The sequence below is a fragment of the Streptomyces sp. HM190 genome, assembly GCF_009857135.1.
Classification (GTDB): Bacteria; Actinomycetota; Actinomycetes; order Streptomycetales; family Streptomycetaceae; genus Streptomyces; species Streptomyces heilongjiangensis.
Genome location: NZ_CP047318.1, coordinates 5,974,041 through 5,998,552, shown reverse-complemented (window position 1 = coordinate 5,998,552; position 24,512 = coordinate 5,974,041). Strand labels below are relative to the sequence as shown.

At 69.2% G+C, this 24,512-nt stretch carries 22 protein-coding genes; all 22 read right to left on the bottom strand.

Translation table 11 applies throughout. The annotated features are described in order from the left end of the window. Positions 1-66 precede the first annotated feature (66 nt). Positions 67-1,503, bottom strand: a complete 1,437-nt coding sequence (atpD, locus tag GSY65_RS25775) for a F0F1 ATP synthase subunit beta (RefSeq protein ID WP_159773122.1) — start codon at positions 1,501-1,503, stop codon at positions 67-69. Continuing rightward, positions 1,503-2,417: a F0F1 ATP synthase subunit gamma gene (locus GSY65_RS25770; protein ID WP_159773121.1), complete on the bottom strand. Its 915-nt coding sequence runs from the start codon at positions 2,415-2,417 to the stop codon at positions 1,503-1,505. Before GSY65_RS25770 ends, atpD begins: the two co-directional genes overlap by 1 nt. Before the next feature lie 21 nt (positions 2,418-2,438). Next, positions 2,439-4,037, bottom strand: a complete 1,599-nt coding sequence (atpA, locus tag GSY65_RS25765) for a F0F1 ATP synthase subunit alpha (RefSeq protein ID WP_159773120.1) — start codon at positions 4,035-4,037, stop codon at positions 2,439-2,441. Positions 4,038-4,156: 119 nt separating this feature from the next. Further along, positions 4,157-4,972, bottom strand: coding sequence for a F0F1 ATP synthase subunit delta (locus GSY65_RS25760; protein WP_159773119.1), 816 nt, complete (start codon positions 4,970-4,972; stop codon positions 4,157-4,159). Continuing rightward, entirely contained in the window at positions 4,969-5,517 is a 549-nt protein-coding gene (locus GSY65_RS25755; RefSeq protein WP_159773118.1) for a F0F1 ATP synthase subunit B, read from the bottom strand. Before GSY65_RS25755 ends, GSY65_RS25760 begins: the two co-directional genes overlap by 4 nt. Before the next feature lie 41 nt (positions 5,518-5,558). After that, entirely contained in the window at positions 5,559-5,798 is a 240-nt protein-coding gene (locus GSY65_RS25750) for an ATP synthase subunit C (protein WP_055538220.1), read from the bottom strand. A 78-nt stretch (positions 5,799-5,876) separates the two neighbouring features. Beyond that, a complete protein-coding gene (gene atpB / locus GSY65_RS25745; protein WP_201452837.1) occupies positions 5,877-6,713 on the bottom strand; it encodes a F0F1 ATP synthase subunit A in 837 nt (278 codons plus the stop codon). A gap of 210 nt (positions 6,714-6,923) precedes the next feature. Next, the gene (locus tag GSY65_RS25740; protein WP_159773115.1) at positions 6,924-7,361 is read right to left on the bottom strand and encodes a hypothetical protein; all 438 of its coding nucleotides are present in this window, start codon (positions 7,359-7,361) and stop codon (positions 6,924-6,926) included. A gap of 411 nt (positions 7,362-7,772) precedes the next feature. After that, positions 7,773-8,183 (bottom strand): hypothetical protein, encoded by a 411-nt coding sequence (locus tag GSY65_RS25735; RefSeq protein ID WP_159773112.1) that lies wholly within the window; start codon positions 8,181-8,183, stop codon positions 7,773-7,775. 182 nt (positions 8,184-8,365) lie between these two features. Beyond that, positions 8,366-9,661, bottom strand: a complete 1,296-nt coding sequence (locus GSY65_RS25730; RefSeq protein ID WP_159773109.1) for an MraY family glycosyltransferase — start codon at positions 9,659-9,661, stop codon at positions 8,366-8,368. Between the two features lie 129 nt (positions 9,662-9,790). Continuing rightward, positions 9,791-11,029, bottom strand: a complete 1,239-nt coding sequence (glyA, locus tag GSY65_RS25725) for a serine hydroxymethyltransferase (protein ID WP_159773106.1) — start codon at positions 11,027-11,029, stop codon at positions 9,791-9,793. A 79-nt stretch (positions 11,030-11,108) separates the two neighbouring features. Further along, on the bottom strand, positions 11,109-11,780 hold the full coding sequence (locus tag GSY65_RS25720; protein WP_159773103.1) for an arsenate reductase/protein-tyrosine-phosphatase family protein: 672 nt from the start codon (positions 11,778-11,780) through the stop codon (positions 11,109-11,111). Next, complete coding sequence (locus GSY65_RS25715) at positions 11,777-12,424, bottom strand: L-threonylcarbamoyladenylate synthase (RefSeq protein ID WP_055514844.1); 648 nt, start codon at positions 12,422-12,424, stop codon at positions 11,777-11,779. The genes GSY65_RS25720 and GSY65_RS25715 overlap by 4 nt, the downstream gene beginning before the upstream one ends. 65 nt (positions 12,425-12,489) lie before the next feature. Next, a complete protein-coding gene (gene prmC / locus GSY65_RS25710; RefSeq protein ID WP_159773100.1) occupies positions 12,490-13,335 on the bottom strand; it encodes a peptide chain release factor N(5)-glutamine methyltransferase in 846 nt (281 codons plus the stop codon). A gap of 34 nt (positions 13,336-13,369) precedes the next feature. Further along, positions 13,370-14,446, bottom strand: a complete 1,077-nt coding sequence (gene prfA, locus GSY65_RS25705) for a peptide chain release factor 1 (RefSeq protein ID WP_159773097.1) — start codon at positions 14,444-14,446, stop codon at positions 13,370-13,372. 99 nt (positions 14,447-14,545) lie between these two features. Continuing rightward, on the bottom strand, positions 14,546-14,767 hold the full coding sequence (gene rpmE, locus GSY65_RS25700; protein WP_028804216.1) for a 50S ribosomal protein L31: 222 nt from the start codon (positions 14,765-14,767) through the stop codon (positions 14,546-14,548). 231 nt (positions 14,768-14,998) lie between these two features. After that, positions 14,999-16,141 (bottom strand): LCP family protein, encoded by a 1,143-nt coding sequence (locus tag GSY65_RS25695; RefSeq protein WP_159773094.1) that lies wholly within the window; start codon positions 16,139-16,141, stop codon positions 14,999-15,001. Between the two features lie 213 nt (positions 16,142-16,354). After that, entirely contained in the window at positions 16,355-18,124 is a 1,770-nt protein-coding gene (locus tag GSY65_RS25690) for a trypsin-like serine protease (RefSeq protein WP_236580048.1), read from the bottom strand. 149 nt (positions 18,125-18,273) lie between these two features. Beyond that, entirely contained in the window at positions 18,274-20,289 is a 2,016-nt protein-coding gene (rho, locus tag GSY65_RS25685; RefSeq protein ID WP_159773091.1) for a transcription termination factor Rho, read from the bottom strand. A 409-nt stretch (positions 20,290-20,698) separates the two neighbouring features. After that, positions 20,699-21,652, bottom strand: coding sequence for a homoserine kinase (thrB, locus tag GSY65_RS25680; RefSeq protein WP_159773088.1), 954 nt, complete (start codon positions 21,650-21,652; stop codon positions 20,699-20,701). A gap of 301 nt (positions 21,653-21,953) precedes the next feature. Then, complete coding sequence (gene thrC / locus GSY65_RS25675) at positions 21,954-23,012, bottom strand: threonine synthase (protein ID WP_159773085.1); 1,059 nt, start codon at positions 23,010-23,012, stop codon at positions 21,954-21,956. Positions 23,013-23,018: 6 nt separating this feature from the next. Next, a complete protein-coding gene (locus tag GSY65_RS25670) occupies positions 23,019-24,317 on the bottom strand; it encodes a homoserine dehydrogenase (protein WP_159776398.1) in 1,299 nt (432 codons plus the stop codon). Positions 24,318-24,512: the final 195 nt, after the last annotated feature.

Below are 24,512 nucleotides of genomic sequence, written 5' to 3'. Positions count from 1 at the left end.
AGAGAGGGGCGGGACGCACCCCTAGAGGTGTGGTCTCGCCCCCCACTGTTCACGAGTTGCCGGGCGTCAGCTGACGCCGAGCTCCTTCGCGTTCTTCTTGAGGTCCTCAAGACCACCGCACATGAAGAACGCCTGCTCCGGGAAGTGGTCGTACTCGCCGTCGATGATCGCGTTGAACGCGGCGATCGACTCGTCCAGCGGCACGTCCGACCCGTCGACGCCGGTGAACTGCTTGGCGACGTGGGTGTTCTGGGACAGGAAGCGCTCCACGCGACGGGCACGGTGGACGACGAGCTTGTCCTCCTCGCCGAGCTCGTCGATACCGAGGATCGCGATGATGTCCTGCAGGTCCTTGTACTTCTGCAGGATGCTCTTCACGCGCATGGCGGCCGTGTAGTGGTCCGCCGCGATGTAGCGCGGGTCGAGGATGCGGGACGTCGAGTCCAGCGGGTCCACGGCCGGGTAGATGCCCTTCTCGGAGATCGGACGGGAGAGAACCGTCGTCGCGTCGAGGTGGGCGAAGGTGGTGGCCGGGGCCGGGTCGGTCAGGTCGTCCGCGGGGACGTAGATCGCCTGCATCGAGGTGATCGAGTGACCACGGGTCGAGGTGATGCGCTCCTGGAGGAGACCCATCTCGTCGGCCAGGTTCGGCTGGTAGCCCACCGCGGAGGGCATACGGCCGAGCAGGGTCGACACCTCGGAACCGGCCTGGGTGAAGCGGAAGATGTTGTCGATGAAGAACAGCACGTCCTGCTTCTGCACGTCGCGGAAGTACTCCGCCATGGTCAGACCGGCGAGGGCCACGCGCAGACGGGTGCCCGGGGGCTCGTCCATCTGACCGAAGACCAGCGCGGTCTTGTCGATGACGCCGGACTCCGACATCTCCTCGATGAGGTCGTTGCCCTCACGGGTGCGCTCACCGACACCGGCGAACACCGACACACCGTCGTGGTTGTTGGCGACGCGGTAGATCATCTCCTGGATGAGCACCGTCTTGCCGACGCCGGCGCCGCCGAACAGACCGATCTTTCCACCCTTGACGTACGGGGTGAGGAGGTCGATGACCTTGACGCCGGTCTCGAACATCTCGGTCTTCGACTCGAGCTCGTCGAAGTTCGGGGCCTTGCGGTGGATGCCCCAGCGCTCGCCCGTGTACTCCTCGTCGACGTTCAGCACCTCACCGAGGGTGTTGAACACCTTGCCCTTGGTGAAGTCGCCGACCGGCACGGTGATGGAGGCGCCGGTGTCGGTGACCGGGGCCTGGCGGACCAGACCGTCGGTGGGCTGCATGGAGATGGTGCGGACCAGGCCGTCACCCAGGTGCTGGGCGACCTCCAGGGTCAGCGTCTTCTTCTCACCCTCGTTCGCCGGGTCGGAGACCTCGACGTGCAGGGCGTTGTAGATGTCGGGCATCGCGTCGACGGGGAACTCCACGTCGACGACCGGGCCGATGACCCGGGCGACGCGGCCCGTGGCAACGGCCGTCTCAGAAGTCGTCGTCATTACTTGTCACTCCCCGCGGTCGCGTCGGCAAGGGCTGCGGAGCCACCGACGATCTCGCTGATTTCCTGGGTGATTTCGGCCTGGCGGGCCGCGTTGGCAAGGCGGGAGAGCGTGTTGATCAGCTCGCCCGCGTTGTCGGTCGCCGACTTCATCGCGCGGCGGGTGGCGGCGTGCTTGGAAGCAGCCGACTGCAGCAGCGCGTTGTAGATACGGCTCTCGACGTAGCGCGGCAGCAGGGCGTCGAGGACGTCCTCCGCCGACGGCTCGAAGTCGTACAGCGGCAGGATCTCGCCCTTCGGCCTCTCCTGCGCGACCTCGTCGAGGCTGAGCGGCAGCAGACGCGCGTCGAGCGCCTGCTGCGTCATCATCGACACGAACTCGGTGTACACGATGTGGAGCTCGTCCACGCCGCCGTCCGCCGTGTCCTTCTCGATGGCCTCGATCAGGGGCGCCGCGACCTTCTTCGCGTCCGCGTACGAGGGCTCGTCGGTGAAGCCCGTCCACTGGTCCGCGATCTTGCGCTCACGGAAGTTGTAGTGGGCGACACCTCGGCGGCCGACGATGTACGTGTCGACCTGCTTGCCCTCGGACTCCAGCCGTGCCGTCAACTGCTCCGCCGCCTTGATGGCGTTGGAGTTGAAGGCACCGGCCAGACCCCGGTCACTCGTCAGCAGCAGCACTGCGGAACGCGTGACCGTCTCGGCCTGCGTGGTCAGCGGGTGCTTGGTGTTCGAACCAGTCCCCACCGCCGTGACCGCGCGGGTGAGCTCGGTCGCGTACGGCGTGGAGGCCGCCACCTTGCGCTGCGCCTTGACGACGCGCGAGGCGGCGATCATCTCCATCGCCTTGGTGATCTTCTTGGTCGCGGTGACGGATCGGATGCGACGCTTGTAGACCCGGAGCTGAGCTCCCATGAGTCAGGTCCCTTCCTTACGTCACTTGGAGACGTTGACGGCCGCCGGAGCGTCCTCGCCGAGCAGCTTGCCGTCCGAGGTCTCGAACTGCTTCTTGAAGTCGGCGATCGCGTCGGCGACAGCGGTCAGCGTGTCGTCCGAGAGCTTGCCGCCCTCCTTGATGGAGGTCATGAGGCCCTGCTCCTTGCGGTGCAGGTACTCCAGCAGCTCCTTCTCGAAGCGGCGGATGTCGGCGACCGGGACGTCGTCCATCTTGCCGGTGGTGCCGGCCCACACGGAGACGACCTGGTCCTCGGTGGACATCGGCTCGTACTGGGCCTGCTTCAGCAGCTCGACCATGCGCTGGCCACGCTCCAGCTGGGCCTTCGACGCGGCGTCCAGGTCGGAACCGAAGGCGGCGAACGCCTCCAGCTCACGGAACTGGGCGAGGTCCACGCGAAGACGGCCGGAGACCTGCTTCATCGCCTTGTGCTGGGCGGAACCACCGACGCGGGAGACGGAGATACCGACGTTCAGCGCGGGACGCTGACCGGCGTTGAAGAGGTCCGACTCCAGGAAGCACTGGCCGTCGGTGATGGAGATGACGTTGGTCGGGATGAACGCCGAGACGTCGTTGGCCTTGGTCTCGACGATCGGCAGACCGGTCATCGAGCCCTTGCCCATGTCGTCGGAGAGCTTCGCGCAGCGCTCCAGCAGACGGGAGTGCAGGTAGAAGACGTCACCCGGGTAGGCCTCGCGGCCCGGCGGACGGCGCAGCAGCAGCGACACGGCACGGTAGGCGTCGGCCTGCTTCGAGAGGTCGTCGAAGATGATGAGGACGTGCTTGCCCTCGTACATCCACTGCTGACCGATGGCCGAACCGGTGTACGGCGCCAGGTACTTGAAGCCGGCCGGGTCGGACGCCGGGGCGGCGACGATGGTCGTGTACTCGAGCGCGCCGTTCTCCTCCAGCGCGCGACGGACCGACGCGATGGTCGAGCCCTTCTGGCCGATGGCGACGTAGATGCAGCGGACCTGCTTGTTCACGTCGCCCGAGCGCCAGTTGTCGCGCTGGTTGATGATCGTGTCGACGGCCAGGGCGGTCTTGCCGGTCTGGCGGTCACCGATGATCAGCTGACGCTGACCGCGGCCGATCGGGGTCATCGCGTCGACGGCCTTGTAGCCCGTCTCCATCGGCTCGTGCACCGACTTGCGCTGCATGACCGTGGGGGCCTGCAGCTCGAGGGCGCGGCGGCCGGACGTCTCGATCTCGCCGAGGCCGTCGATCGGGTTGCCGAGCGGGTCGACGACGCGGCCGAGGTAGCCCTCGCCCACGGCGACCGACAGGACCTCGCCGGTACGGGTGACCGGCTGACCCTCCTCGATACCGCTGAACTCACCGAGGACGATGGCGCCGATCTCGCGCTCTTCCAGGTTCAGCGCCAGGCCGAGGGTGCCGTCCTCGAACCTCAGCAGTTCGTTGGCCATGGCCGAGGGAAGACCCTCGACCTTCGCGATGCCGTCGCCGGCAAGGGTGACCGTACCGACCTCCTCGCGCGAGGCCGCGTCCGGCTTGTACGACTGGACGAAGTTCTCCAGCGCGTCCCGGATCTCCTCCGGCCGGATCGTGAGCTCCGCCATCTGGGTTCCCTGCTCTCCTTGTTGGGCCCGAAGTTTCAACTTGGGGGTCTGGGGGCGACCCCCAGGAATCCTCTGCACGGCCCAACCGGGCCGTAGGTACGTACTGCGTGTGAAGTTGCTCAGCTCGCCAGGCGGCGGCCGGCGTCCTCGAGTCGGTCCGCGATCGAACCGTTGATGACCTCGTCTCCGACCTGCACCCGGATCCCGCCGAGGACACCGGGGTCCACATCGAGGTTGAGGTGCATCGGACGGCCGTAGAGCTTCGCCAGGGCGGCGCCGAGACGCTGCTTCTGGGGGTCGCTCAGCGGGACCGCCGAGGTGACGACGGCGACCATGCGGTTCCGGCGCTCGGCGGCGAGCTTGGACAGGGACTCGAGTCCCGCTTCCAGGCTACGTCCCCGCGGCGCGATCACCAGACGCGTCACCAGACGCTCGGTGGTGACCTTGGCGCGGCCGCCGAGCAGGCTGCGGAGCAGTTCGCTCTTGGCCGACGCGCCCGCGGCGCGGTCGGTCAGCGCGGACCGCAGCCCGGTGTTGGAGGAGACGATCCGGCCGAACCGGAACAGCTCGTCCTCGACGTCGTCGAGCGTGCCCGACTTCTGCGCGGCGGTGAGGTCGGCCAGGGCGGCCAGCTCCTCCAGCGCGTCCACCAGGTCGCGCGACTGCGACCAGCGGGAACGCACCAGACCCGCAACCAGGTCGGCGGTGGTCCCGCTGACCTGGCCGCCGAGGATGCGCCCGGCCAGGCCGGCCTTGGCCTCGCCGGCCTGCGCCGGGTCGGTGAGGACCCGACGCAGCGACACCTCGCGGTCGAGCAGCGCGGTGACGGCGGCCAGCTCGTCGGCGAGCGCGGTCGCGTCCACGGACGTGGAGTCCGTCAGCGCGTCGAGACGCTCACGTGCGGCTGCCAGGGCCTCGCGGCTCGCTCCGTTCATCGCGTCGCCTCGGCCTTCTCCTCGAGGTCGTCGAGGAAGCGGTCGATCACGCGGCTCTGCCGGGCGTGGTCCTCCAGGGACTCACCGACGAGCTTGCCGGCCAGGTCGGTGGCGAGCTTGCCGACGTCCTGGCGCAGCGCGGAAGCGGCGGCCTTGCGGTCGGCCTCGATCTGGGCGTGACCGGCGGCGACGATCTCCTCACGCTGCCGCTGGCCCTCGGCGCGCATCTCGGCGATGAGCGCGGCGCCCTGCTCCTGCGCCTCCTGGCGCAGTCGCGCGGCCTCGTGCCGGGCCTCGGCGAGCTGAGCCTTGTACTGCTCGAGCACGCTCTGGGCCTCGGTCTGCGCGGCCTCAGCCTTCTCGATACCGCCCTCGATGGCCTCGCGGCGCTCTTCCAGAACCTTGTTGATGTTCGGGAGAAGCTTCTTGGCGAGGAAGCCGAAGACGATGACGAAGGCGAGCAAGCCGATGACGAGCTCAGGGATCGGCGGAATGAGAGGGTTCTCTGCTTCCCCCTCGGCCGCCAGGATGAGCAGCTGGCTCATGTCGTTGCCTTTCGTCTGGTTTGGTCGTCAGCCTGAAGAGATCAGGAGCCGTAGACGAACGGCATAACCAGACCGATGAGGGCGAGCGCCTCACAGAAGGCGAAGCCGAGGATCTGGTTGGCACGGATCAGGCCGGCGGCCTCGGGCTGGCGGGCCAGAGCCTGGGTGCCATTGCCGAAGATGATGCCGACGCCGACGCCGGGGCCGATGGCGGCGAGACCGTAGCCGATGGAGCCAAGGGCCTTGAGGTCACCGGTGACAGCGGCGAGAGTCGAGGACATGCCAGTTCTTCCTTCTCTTTCAAGGACCGGTGGGGGTTGGCCACCGGACGTCTTCGGGGGTTTTCGAGAGGTGGGCGCTCAGTGGTGCTCGGCGAGGGCGCCCTGAATGAAGGTGCAAGTCAGGAGCACGAAAACGTACGCCTGAAGGGCCTGGACGAAGAGCTCGAAGGCCGTCATCACGATGACCATGATGAAGGAGACACCCGCGTAGGCGATCCCGATGCCGTTGAGCAGGTACCAGCTGGCAATCGTGAAGAGGAGGAGCAGGGTGTGGCCGGCGAACATGTTCGCGAAGAGTCGCACCGCGTGGGTGAAGGGCCGGACCAGCAGGTTCGAGAAGAACTCGATGAGCATGGCCAGCGGAAGCACCGGGCCGAGTTCCTTGTTGTAGCCCGTGAAGTTCTTGAACGCTCCGACGAAGCCGTGCCGCTTGAAGGTCAGGGAGACCCACAGGATGTAGACGATCGCTGCGAGCACCGCCGGGTAGGCGATGATCGCGGTGACCGGGAACTGGGCGACCGGGATGATCGACCAGAGGTTCATCATCCAGATGAAGAAGAAGAGGGAGACGATCAGTGGAACGTACTTCTCGCCCTCCCTCTTTCCGATCGTCTCGTACACGATCCCGCGACGAATGAAGTCGTAGCCGGCTTCGGCGACCATCTGCAGCTTGCCCGGGACAACCTTCGGCTTACGGAAGGCTGCCCAGAAGAAGCCGACGACGACGATCGAGCCGAGCAGCGCCAGCAGCATCGTCTTGTTGAAGTAGATCGCGTCGTCCTGGTGCCCGATGATCGGCTCAAACAGGAACGAGTGCAGGCCGGGAGCCGGGAAGCCACAGCCGTCGAAGATGTGGCAGTCGGTCTCGAAGGCGAGCACCTGCGTCGGGTCAGCACTCACCGCGGGCTCCTTCAGCGTGGCGCATGGGTACGGCAACCTCGTTGTGTCGGCGCGGCGCGCAGCCGCGGGTCGGCACTGGACTGGTGTTACGGATGTGGGGGCGGCTGTGGGGCATCGAGCCTCGCACCAGGCCAGGCGTCAGCTCGATCGCCCGCGCCCGCGATGCCGCAGTTGGCACCGGACGATAGCAGGATCTCCTACGGTCACTTATCCCGGCCCTACCCCTCACGACGAATGCCCCGACTTTTCGGCCTTCGCGCCGGTCGAGGAGTCGGGTTCGACGTAGAGGATCTTGGCCTTCATGTGTGCACGAGTCTGAGCGACGATCCACACGAGGGTGGTGCCGACCAGCGTGAACGCGAAGGCGCGGGGGTGGAAGAGCGTGGTGTTCTTGAACGCGGCCAGGAAGATGAACAGCAGCAGAATCTGCGCCGCGTAGAGCATCAGGCCCATCGCCTGGAACAGGTGAGGAAGCGATTTGGCGGTGCGCTGCAGAACGTAGAGCCCGATTCCCATGAAGAGGATCGTGATCACCGCGGCGACGATGGCGCCGATCGCCCCCTTGCTCCCGACGACCGGACCGCTGATGACGGCGGCGATCACGCCGGCGGCAGCCGTGGGTACGGCAGCCTGAAGGAGGATCCGGGCGTCATTGGACGGCATGGCGGCAACTCCGCTTACTAAGGGGGCAGGTGTCGTCATGGACGAGCGTAGTCCCCGGGGGCGAGCGGAATTCTCACGCCGGTGGGCCGTCGCACTGCGACCCATCGGCTCCATCCGGGGTTCTCGTGAACCGTATCACAAACTATTTGATGAGGTCTTTACCTGAATGGCGTGCGCGGTGTCACACATGAGAGTGAACGCGCCCGTCCGTGCGGAAACAGTGCCGACTTGTCTGGTATAAGGATGGTTTGCCCTCCCAGTTTCTTGCATGCCATCGGCAAAGGCTTAGTCAGATTCTTACCTTGGCGTCAGCGGTGAACGGAGTCGCTCCCCGTACGACGGACGGCCGGGGGACGTGTGCGGTGCCACACGTCCCCCGGCCGTCAGGGCTCACTCCCCAAAGGGGCCTGGTCAGGCCTTCTTGATCTTGCCCTTGAGCTTGCCGTCGATGTAGCCGGCCCAGCTGCGGCCCGCCTGGATCTTGAAGCACTGGTTCTTCTTCAGGCTCTTGTCGAAGGTGTAGTAGTCGCCCTTCTTCTTCTTGAACTCCTTCCAGCCCGTCAGCGACTTCCAGTCCTTGCCGCAGGTGATGAGGCGAATGCCGATGCCGTGGTCGTAGGTCTTCTTCGTGATCGTGAACTGGACCTTGCCGGCCGCGGTGGTCTTGAACTTGGCGTCGTCCTCGACCTTCTGCGCCTCGTTGGTGTTGAAGTTGAACGGAAGCACCTTGGTGGCGGGAGCGGCCGACGCCTGCGTGGCCGTGAGGCCGAGCGAACCGCCGAGCGCCATGACGACGAGGGTGGTCGCGATGGACTTGCGCATGTGTCCCCCATGAGTGGTTGGTTCACGGGGGCTTCGGGCCCGCACGGCCATGTCTCCGGCGGTCGTCCCCCGCTGTCGGCCACGACCTTTCCAGGGGACCGGGGAGCGCTCAATTGTCCTTAGGTGACGTGCACTTGAGGACCCTGCCCTTCAGGGCGACGCACGGATGAGACGCCGAGCCGTCAGCGCCGCGCCCCCGCGGGGCTCGGCTCCTCCTGCTCCGTGCGCCCGCCGATCGCCGTCGCACCGTTGAGGGACGGCGTCCAGTCGGCGAGCGCGGCCGGCGGTTCCGCGGTGGGCTGCGCGGTGGGGCGACGGCGGCGGTAGCGCGGCGGTACGAACGCCTCGGCCCAGCGGGGCGCGCGCGGGGTGAAGCGGGGCAGCAGCAGCAGGAAGAGGCCGACGCCGCTGAGGGCGGCGATGCCGAGGACGATCCACATGGACGCCGCGTTCACCGTGTAGGCGAGGGCGCCGAAGGCGATGACCGCGGACCAGAAGTACATGATCAGCACCGCCCGGCTGTGCGAGTGGCCGATCTCCAGCAGCCGGTGGTGCAGATGCCCCCGGTCGGCGGCGAACGGCGACTGGCCGCGCCAGGTGCGGCGCACGATGGCGAGGATCAGATCGGCCGCCGGGATCGCGATGATGGTCAGCGGCATCAGCAGCGGGATGTAGACCGGCACCATCTGGAACACGGTGTCGCGTTCCGAGCCGAACAGCTGCATGGCGTCCGGGTCGACCTGCCCGGTGACGGAGATCGCGCCGGCGGCCAGCACCAGACCGATCAGCATCGAGCCGGAGTCACCCATGAAGATCCGCGCCGGGTGCATGTTGTGCGGCAGGAAGCCCAGGCACATGCCCATCAGTACGGCCGCGAAGAGGGTGGCGGGGGCCGCGGCCTCGATGCCGTAGCTGTACCAGAGGCGGTAGGCGTACATGAAGAACGCCGCCGAGGCGATGCACACCATGCCGGCCGCGAGACCGTCGAGCCCGTCGACGAAGTTCACCGCGTTGATCGTGATGACGACCAGGGCGACGGTCAGCAGGGTGCCCTGCCACTGGGTCAGCGCGACGATGCCGACGCCCGGAACGGGCAGCCACAGAATCGTCAGACCCTGCATGACCATCACGCCCGCGGCGATCATCTGCCCGCCGAGCTTGATCAGCGCGTCGATCTCGAACTTGTCGTCCAGCACGCCGATCAGCCAGATCAGCGCCGCCCCGGACAGCAGCGCGCGCGGTTCGTTGGAGTCGGCGAAGACCTCGCTGAGGTTGGTCAGGTGGTCGGCGACCAGCAGACCGGCGCACAGCCCGAAGAACATCGCGATGCCGCCGAGGCGCGGCGTGGGTTCACGGTGCACGTCGCGCGCACGGATCTCCGGCATGGCTCCGGCCACGATCGCGAACTTCCGCACCGGCCCTGTCAGCAGGTACGTCACCGCGGCCGTGATGCAGAGCGTCAGGAGGTATTCACGCACGGGCTTCCCCACAGGTCTCGCTGGCCATCTCAGCCCCACACCCTAGCGATGCACGCATATGGTTGAGGACTTCCGGGTAGCGACGATGGTTGCACGTGATGCTGTGTGCAGGGGTGCGTCTACCCCACCTCAGTGCGGATACGGCGGAAATCTTCCGGCCAGGTCCCGTACTTCTTCACGCGTCCGCCTGCCGTCGCCGCCGTCCCTGAGCACCCGTGCGAGGAGCCCGGCGAGATGCGTCATCTCCGCCTCGCCCATGCCCTGGGTGGTGAGCGCCGCCGTGCCGAGCCGCAGGCCACGGGCGTCGCCGTGCGGCAGCGCACAGCAGTCCAGCACGATCCCGGCCGCCGCGAGCCGGCCGCGGGCGGCACGGCCGTCGAGGCCGAACGGCGCGGGGTCGACCACGAGGAGATGGGTGTCGGTGCCGCCGGTGATGACGACGAGCCCCTCCCTGGCGAGCCCCTCGGCCAGGACGCGGGCGTTGGCGACCACCTGATGGGCGTACCCGGCGAACGCCGGAGTCGCCGCCTCCCCGAACGCGACGGCCTTCGCCGCGATGGAGTGCATCTGCGCCCCTCCCTGGGTGAAGGGGAACACCGCCCGGTCCACCCGCTCGGCCAGCTCGCTCCCGCACAGCAGCATCCCGCCGCGCGGCCCGCGCAGCACCTTGTGCGTGGTCGCGCAGACGATGTCCGCGTACGGCACCGGACTGGGCGCCGCTCCCCCGGCCACCAGCCCGATGGGGTGGGCGGCGTCGGCGATCAGGAAGGCCCCGACCTCGTCGGCGACCTCGCGGAAGAACGCGTAGTCGAGATGGCGGGGGTAGGAGATCGAACCGCACACGATGGCCTTGGGGCGGCGCGTACGCGCGAGGGTGCGCACCTGCTCGCGGTCGATGAGCCCCGACTCGGCCTCGACGCCGTAGCCGACGAAGTCGAACCAGCGGCCGGAGAAGTTCGCCGGCGACCCGTGGGTGAGGTGGCCGCCGAAGTGCAGGCCCATCGCCAGCACGGTGTCACCGGGGCGCAGCAGGGCCGCGTAGGCGGCCAGGACGGCCGAGGAGCCCGAGTGGGACTGGACGTTGGCGTGTTCGGCCCCGAAGAGTGCCTTGGCCCGCTCCACGGCGAGCCGCTCGGCGACGTCGACGATCTCGCAGCCGCCGTGGTAGCGGGCGCCCGGATAGCCCTCCGCGTACTTGTTGGCCAGCGGCGATCCGAGGGCCGCCAGCACCGCGGGCGAGGTGAAGTTCTCGGCGGCGACGAGCTGCAGCGTCGTCGACTGCCGGTCCAGCTCGCCGAGGAGGATGTCGGCCAGTTCGGGGTCCTGCCGTCGCAGGGCATCGGCCTCGAGGACAGGGGTGACCGACATGGTGGGCTCCGGGCGTCGACGGTGACGTACGACCAATGTAGGCCCCTGTGTCCCAGGACGCCCGGTGTCGTCCCGCTTCCTACGCCCGGGCGGGCACCCCGGTCAGCGCGGTCACCACCGGATCCAGCGCCTGGTGTATCTCGTCGCCCACGGAACGGAAGAACGGCAGCGGGGCGCCGTAGGGGTCGTGGACCTCGTCCGCGTCGGCCGTGGGGGCGAGGAGCCACCCGCGCAGCGCGGCGGCGGCACGCACCAGGGCACGGGCCCGTACGACCATGCCCTCCTCCAGCGGCGGCAGGGTGGCCGGGTCTATCGCCCGGACGAGGCGGGTGAACTCCTTCAGGGTGAAGGTGCGCAGCCCCGCCGAGTGGCCCATCGAGATGACCTGGGCCCGGTGGTCGCGGGTGGCGGTCAGCACGAGGTCGGCCATGATCACGTGCTCGTCCAGCAGCTCCCGCCCGGTGAAGCCGGAGGCGTCCGCGCCGAAGTCGGCGAGGACGGCCTCCGCGTTAGCCTCCATGGGCGCGCCCTCGTGCCCCCAGGTCCCGGCGCTCTCGACGACCAGTCCGCCGCCCAGCGGGTCCCCGAGCCGGTCCGCCAGGGCATGGCGGGTCAGCCGCTCGGTGATCGGCGAGCGGCACACGTTGCCGGTGCTGACGTGGAGGATGCGAAAGGTGTCACGCGGCAGCCCCGTGAAGGTCCGCGTCTCTTCCCCGTCCCATATGCCACGCCCCGCGTCAGGGGCCGTCAATTCGCCACCTCGAGGTCGGGTACGACCTTGCGCAGCTCCTCCGCCGACAGGGCACCCGCCCGCAGCAGCACCGGCACCTTGCCCGTGACGTCGACGATGGACGACGGCACGTTCCCGGGGGTGGGGCCGCCGTCGAGGTAGACGGAGACGGAGTCGCCCAGCATCGCCTCGGCGGCGTCGCAGTTCTCCGGCGCCGGGTGGCCGGTCAGGTTCGCCGAGGAGACCGCCATGGGGCCGACCTCGGTGAGCAGCTCGATGGCGACGGGGTGCAGCGGCATCCGGACGGCGACCGTGCCGCGGGTGTCGCCGAGGTCCCACTGGAGCGACGGCTGGTGCTTGGCGACGAGGGTGAGCGCGCCCGGCCAGAAGGCGTCGACGAGCTCCCAGGCCATCTCGGAGAAGTCGGTGACGAGGCCGTGCAGGGTGTTCGGGGAGCCGATGAGGACGGGGGTGGGCATGTTGCGGCCCCGGCCCTTGGCCTCCAGCAGGTCGGCGACGGCCTCCGAGGTGAAGGCGTCGGCGCCGATGCCGTAGACGGTGTCCGTGGGCAGCACCACGAGCTCGCCCCGGCGGACGGCGGATGCGGCCTCACGCAGACCGGTGGCGCGGTCGGTCGCGTCGTTGGTGTCGTATCGCCGTGCCATCTGGCGGGCCTCCTCGTACACGTAATGCTGGGCTTGGTGAGAAACAGCCGTGGGGGGCGTGCTCATCAGGGCAGCGCCTTGCGGGCGGTCGCGAACCGCGGCCGGTTGTTGAGGTCGGGGTGGTCGGCCGCGTCGGCCCAGCCCCGCTCCTCGGTGAAGATCCACGGCACCTGGCCGCCCTGGGTGTCGGCGTGCTCGACGACGACGACACCGCCGGGGCGCAGCAGCCGGTGCGCCGTGCGTTCGAGGCCGCGGATCAGATCCAGGCCGTCCTCGCCCGAGAACAGGGCGAGTTCGGGATCGTAGTCGCGGGCCTCCGGTGCCACGTACTCCCACTCCGTGAGCGGGATGTACGGCGGGTTGGAGATGACCAGGTCGACCTGGCCGTCGAGGTCGCGGAAGGCGTCGAGGGCGTTGCCCTGGCGCAGGTCGACCCTGGAGCCCGCCACGTTCTTGCGGGTCCACACCAGGGCGTCCTCGGACAGTTCCACGGCGTGCACGCGGGAGCGCGGCACCTCCTGGGCGAGGGCGAGCGCGATGGCGCCGGAGCCGGTGCACAGGTCGACGATGCAGGGCTCGACGACGTCCATCGCCCGGACGGCGTCTATGGCCCACCCGACGACGGACTCGGTCTCCGGGCGGGGCACGAACACCCCCGGCCCCACCTGCAGTTCGAGGTAGCGGAAGTACGCGCGTCCGGTGATGTGCTGGAGCGGCTCACGCTGCTCGCGCCGCGCGATGACCTCCCAGTACCGGGCGTCGAAGTCGGAGTCCTTCACGGAGTGCAGCTCGCCCCGCTTCACGCCGTGCACGAACGCGGCGAGCTCCTCCGCGTCGTTGCGCGGCGAGGGCACGCCGGCGTCGGCCAGGCGCTGGGTGGCCTGGGCCACCTCTGCGAGCAGCAGGTTCACGCAAGTCCTCCGGTACTAGGTACGTCGTACTGCCTTACGCGGCCGCCAGCTTCGCCGCCGAGTCCGCGTCGACGCAGGCCTGGATCACCGCGTCGAGGTCGCCGTCCAGGACCTGGTCCAGGTTGTACGCCTTGAAGCCGACGCGGTGGTCCGAGATGCGGTTCTCCGGGAAGTTGTACGTGCGGATCTTCTCGGAGCGGTCGACGGTGCGGACCTGGCTGCGGCGGGCGTCGGCGGCCTCCTTCTCCGCCTCCTCCTGCGCCGCGGCGAGCAGCCTGGAGCGCAGGATACGCATCGCCTGCTCCTTGTTCTGCAGCTGGCTCTTCTCGTTCTGGCAGGAGGCGACGACTCCGGTGGGAAGGTGCGTGATGCGCACGGCGGAGTCGGTGGTGTTGACGGACTGCCCGCCGGGCCCGGAGGACCGGTAGACGTCGATGCGGAGGTCGTTCGGGTTGATCTCGACGTCGATCTCCTCGGCCTCCGGGGTCACGAGGACACCGGCGGCGGAGGTGTGGATGCGGCCCTGGGACTCGGTGGCGGGGACGCGCTGGACGCGGTGCACACCGCCCTCGTACTTGAGCCTCGCCCACACGCCCTGGCCGGGCTCGGTGGCGCCCTGGCCGCCCTTGGTCTTCACGGCGACCTGGACGTCCTTGTAGCCGCCCAGCTCGGACTCGGTGGCGTCGATGATCTCGGTCTTCCAGCCGACGCGCTCGGCGTACCGCAGGTACATGCGCAGGAGGTCACCGGCGAACAGGGCGGACTCGTCGCCGCCGGCGCCGGCCTTGATCTCCAGGATGACGTCCTTGTCGTCGCTGGGGTCGCGCGGGACGAGCAGGAAGCGCAGCTTCTCCGTCAGTTCCTCGCGCTGCTTCTCCAGCTCCTTGACCTCGGCGGCGAAGTCCGGGTCGTCGGCGGCCAGTTCGCGGGCCGTCTCGATGTCGTCACCGGTCTGCTTCCAGGAGCGGTACGTGCCGACGATCGGGGTCAGCTCCGCGTACCGCTTGTTGAGCTTGCGCGCGTTGGCCTGGTCGGCGTGGACCGACGGGTCGGCGAGCTTCTTCTCCAGGTCGGCGTGTTCCCCGACCAGGTCCTGGACCGCCTCGAACATCTCCGGCTCCCTGTACGACGTGATGAATGGGCTGCACCGCAAAGCGCCGGTCCCGGAAGCCCCCGGACGGGGGCACCGAGGACCGGCGCTTGGGGCTCGCTACTTCTTGGCAGCGGCAGCCTTGCCGAAGCGGGCCTCGAAGCGGGCCACGCGGCCACCGGTGTCGAGGATCTTCTGCTTGCCCGTGTAGAACGGGTGGCACTCGGAGCAGACCTCGGCGCGGATGGTGCCGCTCTCGATCGTGCTACGGGTGGTGAACGACGCGCCACAGGTGCAGCTGACCTGCGTCTCGACGTACTCGGGGTGGATGTCGCGCTTCAAGGTGTCTCCTAGTTTCGGGAGGGCGCCGGGTCGCCGCCGCGGGATGCGGGAGCGTGAACCGGAGCCGACGTACCAGTCTGCCAGGACTGGCCGCATCTCCCAAAACCAGGGGGTGCCGCCAGGTATTCCCGGGGGGGGTGCCTCGGCCTTCGCGGCCCGCCCGAGTGCCGCGTGATCGCCGTGGGCCGCTACGGGGACGTGGGGGCCGGTCGCGCGCTTCCCCGCGTGCCTTCAGTTCCCGGCGGTGACGACGTCCCCGGCCGTTCCCGTAGCCGTGCCCTTCGTGGCCGACTTCGGGATGGGCCGGTCGGCCTTCAGGGCCGCCCACACCCGCTGCGACTTCGCCTCGTCGACCAGGACGCGGTTGGGGTCGGCGGGGTCGTACTGGACCGGCATGGTGACCATGGACATGTTCTTGGCGCCGATGCCCTTGAGGCCGCCCGCGAAGGAGGCGAGATCCTTGACCGTGTCGAGGTCGGAGTCGGTGGTGACGGCGTCCGTGGCGGTGTCGGCGAGGTCGTAGAGCTTCTTCGGGCTGCTGAAGACGCCGACCTCCTTGACCTGCTCCAGCAGCGCCTTGACGAACGCCTGCTGGAGCTGGATGCGGCCGAGGTCGGAGCCGTCGCCGACGCCGTGCCGGGTGCGGACCAGCCCGAGGGCCTGCTTGCCGGTGAGGGTGTGCTCGCCGGCCTTGAGGTTCAGATGGCTGTCGGGGTCCTTGATGTCCTTGGTCGTGGTGATGTCGACCCCGCCGAGGACGTTGATGAGCTTCTCGAAGCCGGCGAAGTCGACCTCGATGTAGTGGTCCATGCGGATGCCGGTCATGGACTCGACGGTCTTCACCGCGCACGCGGCGCCACCGGTGGAGTACGCCGAGTTGAACATCGCCAGACGTGCCGCCGGGTACGTCCTGCCGTGCGTGTCGGTGCACTCGGGCCGCGCCACCAGGGTGTCCCGGGGGATGGAGACCACGCTGGCCTTCCTGTGGCCCTCGTAGACGTGCACGATCATCGCGGTGTCGGAGCGGGCACTGCCGTCGTCGGCGCCACCGCCCAGCTTCTTGTTGCTGCCGGAGCGGGTGTCGGAGCCGAGGACGAGGATGTCCTGCGAGCCGTTGTCGACGTCGAGGGGCCGGTCGGTGCCGAGGGCGTGGTTGATGTCGACGCTCTTGATGTTGCCGTTGAGCTTGAAGTACAGGTAGCCGACCCCGGTGCCGCCCAGTACCAGGACGCCCGCGGCGGTCCACAGGACGGCGAGCGCCGCCCTGCTGTGTCCCTCGCGCGGCCTGCGGCGGCGGCCCCTGGGCGCGCGGTGGCGGCCGGCGGTGCCGGACGGGTCCTGTGCGGCGGGATCCAGTGTGCTCTCGGCGGACATGTGTTCCTCGGTCCTCTTTCCCGGTCGGTTACCCCCTGCGCTCAGGCCCAGGCCTGCTTGGGTCGGATGTGGCCGTACCGCTCATGGTCACTCCGATCGGTCAGACGGAGTATTCCGGGAAAGGGTTGCACGACGAACGGTGCCCGTCGCGCAAGGGGCGACGGACACCGTTCGTGCCGGACGAGCCCGGTGGGACCGGGCTCACCTGGTGTTTCAGCCGAGCAGGTCGTACTGGGCGTAGCTGGTTCCGACCGAGACCCGTGTGCTGAAGATCTCGCTCGTGGCCTTCGAGGTGCCCTTGTAGAGGTACATCGTGCCGGACGGCTTGCGGGCCAGGAGGTCCGCGCGGCCGTCGCCGTTCACGTCACCGGGGGTGACGAGCGTGTTGTAGGCGCTCCAGTCGGAGCGGACCTTGATCTTGGTGGCGAAGGCGCCCGTGCCGGCCTTGCCGGTGCCCTTGAACAGATAGATGTCCGAGCCGGTCTTGGTGCGCGCGATCAGGTCCGCCTTGCCGTCCCCGGTGAAGTCACCGTGACCGAGCACCGCGTTGTACGCGTTCCAGCCCGTGCTCACCTTGACGCGGGTCGAGAAGCTGCCGTCGCCCTTGCCCGGGTAGATCCACAGGGCACCCGCCGAGTCGACGGAGAGCAGGTCGGGCAGGGCGTCGCCGGTGACGTCGCCGGGGGTGACGATCCGGGTGCGGGTGGCCCAGTTGTCGAAGATCTGCGTGGTCGTCCAGGTGCTGGACGACGCCGTGCGCCGCCGCCAGAACACGTCACCGTCGGAGGCGCGGCGCAGGACGTAGTCCTGGTGGCCGTCCCGGTTCAGGTCGGTTTGCTGGACGAGGTTGTAGCCCTTCCAGCTGCCCTCGGCGGTCAGCGCCTTGCGGTCGCCGAGCGCGGAGCCCGTGGAGGCGCGGACGTAGCCCGTGCCGGTCTCCTTGTTGCGCAGGAGGACGTCGGCCTTGCCGTCCCGGCTGATGTCGGTGTCGTCGACGCGCGGGTAGGTGACGCCGACGTACTTGCTGACCTTCGCGAAGACCGGGTACGCGCCCTTCTCGACGCAGTCCACGACGCCCCACGAGACGACGCCGATGACCTTGCCGCCCACGACGAGCGGGCCACCGGAGTCGCCGTTACAGCTGGCGGTGGTGGTGGCGTCGGTGCCTCCGGCGGGCTTGCCCGCGCAGAACATGTTGCCCTTGACGAAGTAGCCGCCCCAGGTATTCCCGCAGGTCGTGTCGCCGACCACGGGCAGCGTCGCCGTCTTCAGCGTCTCCGAGATGTCGTCGCTGGTGGAGCTGGTACGGCCCCAGCCGTAGACCTTCGCGCTGGTGCCCGCCGCGTACGAGGACGTGTCGGTCGACGTCGTCATCCTGATCGGCGTGGCCTTGACCGGCTTGGCCAGCGTGAGGACGGCGACGTCGTTGTTGATCGTGTCCTCGTTGTACGAGGAGTGGTTCCACTGGCGGGACACCCTGGTGGGCTCACCGCCGTGGTAGTCCATGTGGTTCAGCGTGCCGTCGTCGTTGTAGACGCCGGTGGGCAGCCGGTCGGTGCCCGTGACGACGACACCCCACGTGGCCCAGTTGTAGTTGTTCTTGTCGACGCAGTGCGCGGCGGTGAGGATCTTCGTGGGCGAGACGACCGAGCCGCCGCAGAAGAAGCCGAGGCCGGTGGTCTCGTCGTAGTACCAGAGCTGCGCCATCCAGGGCGCCGCGCCGATGGTGGTCTCGGAACCACCGATGATCTTGGCGTCCGGCTTGAGGCCGTCCGCTTCGGTGCTCGTCGACGACTCGTTCGCCGACGGGGACGGCTTCGCCGCCGTGTCACCGACGGTGTCGTCCGCCGCCATCGCGTTCGCGATCCGTACGTCCAGCTCGCCGCTCCCCGACGAGCCGGCTCCGTTGGCCGCACCGGCCGATGACAGGAGCAGCGCCCCGGCTATCGCGGTGGCGACAGCTCCGGACAAAGGTCTGGCCACTCAAGTCCCCCCTGAGAGCTCAAGAATCAAAAAAGACAGACGAAGAACCGTGATCGTACATGCGTCTCATACGAAGAACCGGGGCCACCCTCCTTTGGGAGGGTGGCCCCGGTTCTTCGCTGTCGCGCGACCGGTGGTCCGCGGTCGGGCTAGTCGCCGTTGCCCGGTGCGGGCGTCGTCTTCTGAATCTGCATCAGGAACTCGATGTTCGACTTCGTCTGCTTCATCTTGTCCAGCAGCAGCTCGATCGCCTGCTGCTGGTCCAGTGCGTGCAGCACCCGGCGCAGCTTCCAGACGACCGCCAGCTCCTCGTTGCCGAGCAGGATCTCTTCCTTGCGGGTGCCGGACGCGTCCACGTCCACCGCGGGGAAGATGCGCTTGTCGGCGAGCTTCCGGTCGAGCTTGAGCTCCATGTTGCCGGTGCCCTTGAACTCCTCGAAGATCACCTCGTCCATGCGGGACCCGGTGTCCACCAGGGCGGTGGCGAGGATGGTCAGCGAGCCGCCGTCCTCGATGTTGCGGGCCGCGCCGAAGAAGCGCTTCGGGGGGTACAGGGCGGTCGAGTCGACACCACCGGACAGGATGCGGCCGGAGGCCGGGGCGGCGAGGTTGTACGCGCGGCCCAGACGGGTGATCGAGTCCAGCAGCACGACGACGTCGTGGCCCAGCTCCACCAGGCGCTTGGCCCGCTCGATGGCGAGTTCGGCGACCGTGGTGTGGTCCTCGGCCGGACGGTCGAAGGTCGAGGAGATGACCTCGCCCTTCACCGACCGCTGCATGTCGGTGACCTCTTCCGGACGCTCGTCGACGAGGACGACCATCAGGTGGCACTCGGGGTTGTTGTGCGTGATCGCGTTGGCGATCGCCTGCATGATCATGGTCTTGCCGGTCTTCGGCGGGGCCACGATCAGACCGCGCTGGCCCTTGCCGATCGGCGACACGAGGTCGATGATGCGGGTGGTCAGCACACCCGGGTCCGTCTCCAGACGGAGGCGGTCCTGCGGGTACAGCGGGGTCAGCTTGTTGAACTCCGGGCGGCCGCGGCCGTGTTCGGGCGCCATGCCGTTGACCGAGTCCAGGCGGACCAGCGCGTTGAACTTCTCGCGGCGCTCGCCCTCCTTGGGCTGGCGGACCGCGCCGGTGATGTGGTCGCCCTTGCGCAGGCCGTTCTTGCGGACCTGGGCGAGGGAGACGTACACGTCGTTCGGGCCCGGCAGGTAGCCGGAGGTGCGGATGAACGCGTAGTTGTCGAGGATGTCCAGGATGCCCGCGACGGGGATCAGGACGTCGTCCTCGGCGAGCTGCGGCTCGGCCGCGCCCATCTCGTCACGGCCGCGACGGCCACGGCGGTCGCGGTAGCGGCCGCGACGGCCACGGCGGCCGCCCTCGAAGTCGTCGTCGTCCTGCGGACCGTTGTCCCGCTGGCGGTCCTGGCGGCCGCCGCTCTGCTGCTGGCCCTGCTGCTGGCCGCGGTCGCGCTGCTGCTGACCGCCGCCCTGCTGCTCGTCGCCCTTGCCGCGGCGGTCGCCGCGGTCACGGTCGCGGCCACGCTCACGGCGGCCCTGGCGGCCCTGGCGGCCGTCGGCGTCGGCGGCGTCGCCCTTGGCCTCGGCCTGCGGCTGGGCCGGCGTCTCGGCCTTGGGCTCGGCCTTCGCCTCGGCGGTGACCGTCTCGGGGCTGCCCGCGTCGGCGGTGGCCCGGCGACGGCGGCGCTCGGTGGGCGCCTCGTCCCCGCCGGCCGGCTGGCCGGGGATCTCGATCTGCTGCTGGGCGGTGGCCTTCTCGGTCTTGTCGACCTTCTCGGCGGGCGCCTCGGCCTTCTTGGCGGCCTTGTCGGCCGGGGCGGCGTCCTCGCCCGTGCGTGCCTTCGAGGTGGTCCGGCGCTTGGGCTTGGTCTCGGTGGCGGCCTCGGCCTTGGGAGCCGGGGCACCCCCTCCCGCCTGCGCCTCCTTGATGACCTCGATCAGCTGGCTCTTGCGCATGCGCGCGGTGCCCCTGATGCCGAGGCCGGATGCGACCTGCTGCAGCTCGGCCAGCACCATGCCCTCGAGGCCGGTGCCGCGGCGCCGCCGGGAGCCGGCACCGCTGGCAGGCGCGGCGTCCGTGGCGGGCGCGGCAGCGGTCTCCTCGACACGTGCGCCCATCAGATCGGTGGTGTCGCTCACGAAGGGTCCTTCCCTGGAGCGGACGTCGGCCTTCTGGCTCGGCGACCGGTTGTGCTGTCCGGCTTCGGCCCTGTTCGGGTGGGCCGTGCCGGGGCGGTGGTCCGCCAAAGCGGCGGAGGAAAAACTTGCTGGTGATTCGGCGCTTACGGGGCCGTGGCACTCGGTCTCTGTGTCACGCGGCTCGGTCACGCCGGTTCCGTAGCCTGCTCGGCAGACCGCTCAGTGCCTGCGTACGGCGTACAGCTTGACGTACGAAGCACAGTGCGGCTGGGGAGACTCCCGGAAGAATGGTTGTCCCGGACGGGGACGACAAGCACCATGCCATGGCTGGGGCAGGTGCAGACTTGAGATTAACACTACCGGATCCAACAAACATTCCCCCTCTCGAAATCCGGCAACCGTACGCCCCCTATGCGTCGCCGCTGTCGGCGCCGCTGCCGGCGGCGGTGGTGGTGAGCGGCAGGACGCACGCCCCACGGGCGTCGAGGTCCAGCCGGTTGGCGGCCCAGTCGGCGCCCGCGAGGTGGGCCACCTTGTCGGCGCTGGCCTCGTCGGCCAGGGCCAGGACCGTGGGTCCGGCGCCGGAGATGACCGCCGGGACGCCGTCGGCCCGCAGTCGCTCGACCAGGGCCGCGCTCTCCGGCATGGCGGGCGCCCGGTATTCCTGGTGCAGCCGGTCCTCGGTGGCGGGCAGCAGCAGTTCGGGACGCCTGGTCAGGGCCTCCACGAGCAGGGCGGCCCGGCCGGCGTTGGTCGCCGCGTCGACGTGGGGGACGGTGCGCGGGAGCAGTCCGCGTGCCGTCTCGGTGAGCACGGGCTTCCCGGGGACGAAAACCACCGGAACGATGGAATCGGCGGGATCCATCCTGATGGCCCGCGCGGATCCGCCTTCCATCCAGGAGAGCGTGAAGCCGCCGAGGAGGCAGGCCGCGACGTTGTCGGGGTGTCCCTCGATCTCGGTGGCGAGTTCGAGCAGCGCGGCGTCGTCGAGGCGGTTCTCCCCGCCTATGGTCACGGCGCGGGCGGCGACGATGCCGGCGCAGATGGCGGCGGACGAGGAGCCGAGGCCGCGGCCGTGCGGGATGCGGTTGGCGCAGACGATCTCCAGGCCCCGCGGCTGGCCGCCCAGCAGGTCGAAGGCGGTGCGCAGGGAGCGGACGAGCAGATGCCGCTCGTCGCGCGGGAGGGTCTCGCTGCCCTCCCCCGCGATGTCGACGTGCAGGCCGGAGTCGGCCACCCGGACGACGACGTCGTCGTAGAGCCCCAGCGACAGACCGAGGGCGTCGAAGCCCGGGCCGAGGTTGGCGCTGGTGGCGGGGACGCGCACCCGTACGGCGGCGGCGCGGAACGCTGGACCGGCCATCGCTCGATGACTCTCCTTGAGCTGCGTGTTTGACGATTGTCGAATGACATTCGATGACGTACGCGGGAACCCGGCGGCCGTCTGAGGACGGCGCGGCGCCGCACCTTGCGGGGCATATGCAGCGGGCGGGTTCGGTACAGCCTATCGAAGGTGGGTTCTGTGGCGACATAGGGCGCACAGGAGGCGCACGATGCGTGTCGTAAGCCCCCTGTGCACCCCCTGTCGGGTCCTGTCAGGGTTATCCCCCGGGAAACGGCGTCTACGCGCGGCTCACTGGCCGTTTCGAACCGTTGCCGTGCGGTCAGGCGAGACCGAGGCGCTCGGCCGCCGTCGCCGCGTCGACGGGGACGGTGACGGGCTGCGGGGCGCCCGCGACGGCCCAGTCGGGGTCCTTCAGGCCGTTGCCGGTGACCGTGCAGACGATGGTCTGGCCCGGGTCGACCTTGCCGGCCTCGGCGGCCTTGAGCAGACCGGCCACGGACGCGGCGGAGGCGGGCTCCACGAAGACGCCCTCCTGTGCGGCCAACAGCCGGTAGGCGCGCAGGATCTCACGGTCCGTCACCTCGTCGATGGCGCCGCCCGACTCGTCCCGCGCGGCGAGGGCGTACTGCCAGGACGCGGGGTTGCCGATGCGGATGGCGGTGGCGATGGTCGACGGGTCCTTGACGACCTCGCCGCGCACGATCGGCGCGGAGCCGGAGGCCTGGAAGCCCCACATGCGGGGCGTCCGCGCGGCGACGCCGTCGGCGGCGTACTCCTTGTAGCCCTTCCAGTAGGCCGTGATGTTGCCCGCGTTGCCCACCGGCAGGACGTGGATGTCGGGCGCGTCGCCGAGCATGTCGACGATCTCGAAGGCGGCGGTCTTCTGGCCCTCGATACGCACCGGGTTGACGGAATTGACCAGCGCGACCGGGTAGTTGTCGCTCAGTTCCCGCGCGAGGGTGAGGCAGTCGTCAAAGTTGCCGTCGACCTGGAGGATCTTCGCGCCGTGAACCAGCGCCTGGCCCATCTTGCCGAGCGCGATCTTGCCCTGGGGCACCAGCACGGCGGAGACCATGCCCGCGCGGACGGCGTAGGCGGCCGCGGAGGCGGACGTGTTGCCCGTGGAGGCACAGATGACGGCCTTCGCGCCCTCCTCCTTCGCCCGGGTGATGGCCATAGTCATACCGCGGTCCTTGAAGGACCCGGTGGGATTGGCGCCCTCCACCTTGAGATGGACCTCGCACCCCGTGCGCTCGGAGAGCACCTGCGCGGGGACGAGGGGCGTGCCGCCCTCGCGGAGCGTCACGACCGGCGTGCTGTCGGAGACGGGCAGCCGGTCCCGGTACTCCTCGATGATTCCGCGCCACTGGTGGGTCATTGCTGGCTACTCTCCTTCAACCCGCATGATGCTGGCGACACCCCGCACGGTGTCGAGGCTGCGCAGCGCCTCGACGGTCCCGTTGAGGGAGGCGTCGGAGGCGCGGTGGGTGACGACGACGAGGGAGGCCTCGCCGTCCCCGTCCTGTCGTCCTTGCTGGCGCACGGTGTCGATCGACACGCCGTGCTCGGCGAACACGGTCGCCACCTGGGCGAGAACACCCGGTTTGTCCGCCACGTCGAGGCTGATGTGGTAGCGCGTGACGACCTCGCCCATGGGCGAGACCGGCAGGGCCGCGTAAGCGGACTCGCCGGGTCCGGTGGCGCCCGCGAGCCGGTTGCGGCAGACCGCCACGAGGTCGCCGAGGACGGCGGACGCGGTGGGCGAACCGCCCGCTCCGGGGCCGTAGAACATCAACTGGCCTGCGGCGTCCGACTCCACGAACACCGCGTTGTACGCACCGCGTACGGAGGCCAGCGGGTGGGTCAGCGGGATCATCGCCGGGTGCACCCGCGCCGTGACGGAGCCACCGTCCGCGGCCCGCTCGCAGATGGCGAGCAGCTTGATGGTGCAGCCCATGTTCTTGGCGGAGGCGAAGTCGGCGGCGGTGACCTCCGTCATGCCCTCACGGTGGACGTCGTCGAGCCGGACCCGCGAGTGGAAGGCGATCCCGGCGAGGATCGCGGCCTTCGCGGCGGCGTCGAAGCCCTCGACGTCGGCGGTCGGGTCGGCCTCCGCGTAGCCGAGCGCGGTGGCCTCGTCCAGGGCCTCCTGATAACCGGCGCCCGTGGAATCCATCTTGTCGAGGATGAAATTGGTGGTGCCGTTGACGATGCCCATCACCCGGTTGATCTTGTCCCCGGCGAGGGACTCGCGCAGCGGGCGGATCAGCGGAATGGCGCCGGCGACGGCGGCCTCGTAGTAGAGGTCCTTGCCCGCCTCCTCGGCGACCGCGTGCAGGGCGGCGCCGTCCTGGGCCAGGAGGGCCTTGTTCGCGGAGACGACGGAGGCGCCGTGCGCGATGGCGGTGGTGATGAGGGAGCGGGCGGGCTCGATACCGCCGATGACCTCGACGACGACGTCGATGTCCCCGCGTTTGACGAGGGCGGTGGCGTCGGTGGTGACGAGGGCCGGGTCGATGCCCTCACGGACCTTGGAGGGCCGGCGCACGGCCACGCCAGCGAGTTCGACGGGGGCCCCGATCCGGGCGGCGAGGTCGTCGGCGTGCGTCGTCATGATGCGCGCCACCTCTGAGCCGACAACCCCACAGCCCAGCAGCGCCACCTTCAGCGGACGCGTACGCATCATCCGACCTCGTTTCCTCATACCGAATACGGTGGAACCAGTCTCACTCACCGGACGGGGGTTTCTGCCCTTCGTCCGGATCGTGAGACATCTATTTCATTTTCACGGGGCCGTCGGACGGAGATCTTTCGGCACCGCAAGGCCCGGCATGCATTATCCGCCCCGCCACGGTCACGGCCGGTCCCGCGTCACCCG